General features: G+C 48.7%; 3 protein-coding genes. All 3 read right to left on the reverse strand.

The features are described 5' to 3' along the window. A partial coding sequence (locus L861_RS06795) for a contact-dependent growth inhibition system immunity protein (RefSeq protein WP_035568008.1) occupies positions 1–421 on the reverse strand: 421 nt, incomplete at its 3' end. 83 nt (positions 422–504) lie between these two features. Beyond that, complete coding sequence (locus L861_RS06800) at positions 505–1,143, reverse strand: hypothetical protein (RefSeq protein ID WP_144062985.1); 639 nt, start codon at positions 1,141–1,143, stop codon at positions 505–507. Beyond that, a partial coding sequence (locus L861_RS24895) for an HNH/endonuclease VII fold putative polymorphic toxin (RefSeq protein WP_201766419.1) occupies positions 1,133–2,084 on the reverse strand: 952 nt, incomplete at its 5' end. The genes L861_RS24895 and L861_RS06800, both read right to left, overlap by 11 nt.

Genomic DNA, 2,084 nt, shown 5'->3' on the forward strand with positions numbered 1-2,084 from the left:
AATCGCTTTCGCTAATCCCGTCACCACTCCAAGCTTCAAGCTTTTCATGATGGCTAGGACGAATAGTTATTGTGCCATCGTGGCTTTCAATACTACAGCTCTTCATGTTCTTAAACATGGCCCGCTTGGTCTTGTAGCCGAATTGATTCATCATCTCTTTTACCCACTCTTGATACTGAGGCACCACACGGCCGCGAATATCAAAAAATGACCGGTCTTCATCAGGATGGATAAAACGACTTCTTGCCAGAGCGCTCAACAAAGCCTCACCAATTTCATCATCTGAGGCCTCCGGAGATAACTGGAATCGCCGCCCTTCTGGATCAGAATACCCTCCGCGATAGCCAGAACATGTCTCAACCTGAATGAACTCATCATTCATATATGAATGGGCCCAATTTTTTTTCACAACATCGCTCATTCGATTACCGTGATATTTACTGCTTGGCCGCAGAAACTGAGTGCAACACCTGACCATTCTGAACATCTACAGCTAAGGGGATGTCACATCAAGATCATGCTTACAAGTCTAGGGCTTCCCACGCCTACAACCCCTTTTTCTTCATCATCAAACTGCCCATATCTCTTGATCATCATACCGTCATAGCTAACAACACGAGAAACAATTTCAGCATCTTCAAAGAAGTCACCGGTCCATCCAGACTCAAGAAAATCTTCCATGTTCGTATCACTTGGCATCACAAAAATATATGAGCAAACTTCTTCTAATAAAGCTTTTGCCGCACCATCCAAGTCAACTTCAAAGAGCTTCAAAGATCCGAAAAACCTTAATCCTTCTGGAAGTTCCCGAACAACTTCCTTAGCACTATTAGCATGATTAAAAATAATTCCTCTTGCAGCAAGAGCTCCCCATAGCCCTCTATACTTAACAATCCTTGTTTTTTTTTGAAGAGTAGAGTTTCCTACCAATAACCACACGCCATGCTCAGGTAGATTTCTCCTGATGGTCTCCAAAAGATGATCAAGCACTATGATTAGAGATTTTTCAGCCACCTGTTTCCTAACAGTCCAGCACACCCCCGCAATTTTTCTACCTTCTTCAAGGTCAATGCCCCCCAAGTTTATAACATCATTATCAACAGAAAGATCTGGCGCGCTTACAGCACGGATATTAGTAGTCATAGTGATTACCAGCTTCGTCGTTAAAATGTGGACCGCGATTCTGGTCATTTCCAGAACCATAATCATGCCCGCCGGCATCATCACGAATCCTGATCACTCGCGTTCCACCTCCCTGAGCAGGCACTTCAAACTCATAAATCCGCCCTGGCTGTGGATTCCCTCGTCTGTCAACATTTGGAACAACACGACTCGGTTGTTGGCTAGTTGGAATACCTGCTTGACGCTTTGCTTCGTTGAAAGCACCACTCCGTCCCGCCCCGGCAGGTGTATAATTCTCAGGTCGCTCTCCTTGCCTTCCTTTCCCCCCAACAATTCCCTTTGCAGCGACCCCGCTCCCTGCTGCAGCCACCAAGTCCATGACAAGAGAGGTTTCATCAGCATCCAAGCCATACCGTTGTTGTAAGCGGTGTGCTGTCTCATGACTGATAATAGTGCGTTCGGCTTCTAGCTGTTGGGACAAGAATCCAGCAGCATCATTGAGGCGTGTTGGGATATCGCCACTTGCAGCAAGCCTCTGCATCGATTCATGAAATTCATCACTCCCAGCAAGCAGGTGACCATACTGATCGTAACAGTCCGCAGGGTTGCTCGCACAGAAGTCTAAGAGTTCTTCCTGTTGCTGGAGACTCGTCTCTCGATATTCTCGTGTGATGTCAGCACAGTCACCCCGCGCTTCGCAGCCTTTCAGCTCGTCGATATAGGCGTCGACCTGATCGTGTCGCAGATAGTTGTAACTTGTCGAATACTCCGCAATCTCGGCACCTTGATTGACATCGCCGTCGGTCAGTTCGGCGGCGATGATGCCGGTGATCTGTGAGGCGACGACCAGCAGTTGCGGGTCGTCGTTGACCAGCTCGGCCAAGTGGTCCACCAGCGCTTCGTTGGCGCCGGCGGCCAGCGCGCCGGTCCGGAAGTCGCCGCCCGTGGCTTCGGCGACCGCG

The sequence above is a fragment of the Litchfieldella anticariensis FP35 = DSM 16096 genome (assembly GCF_000409775.1).
GTDB classification, from domain to species: Bacteria; Pseudomonadota; Gammaproteobacteria; order Pseudomonadales; family Halomonadaceae; genus Litchfieldella; species Litchfieldella anticariensis.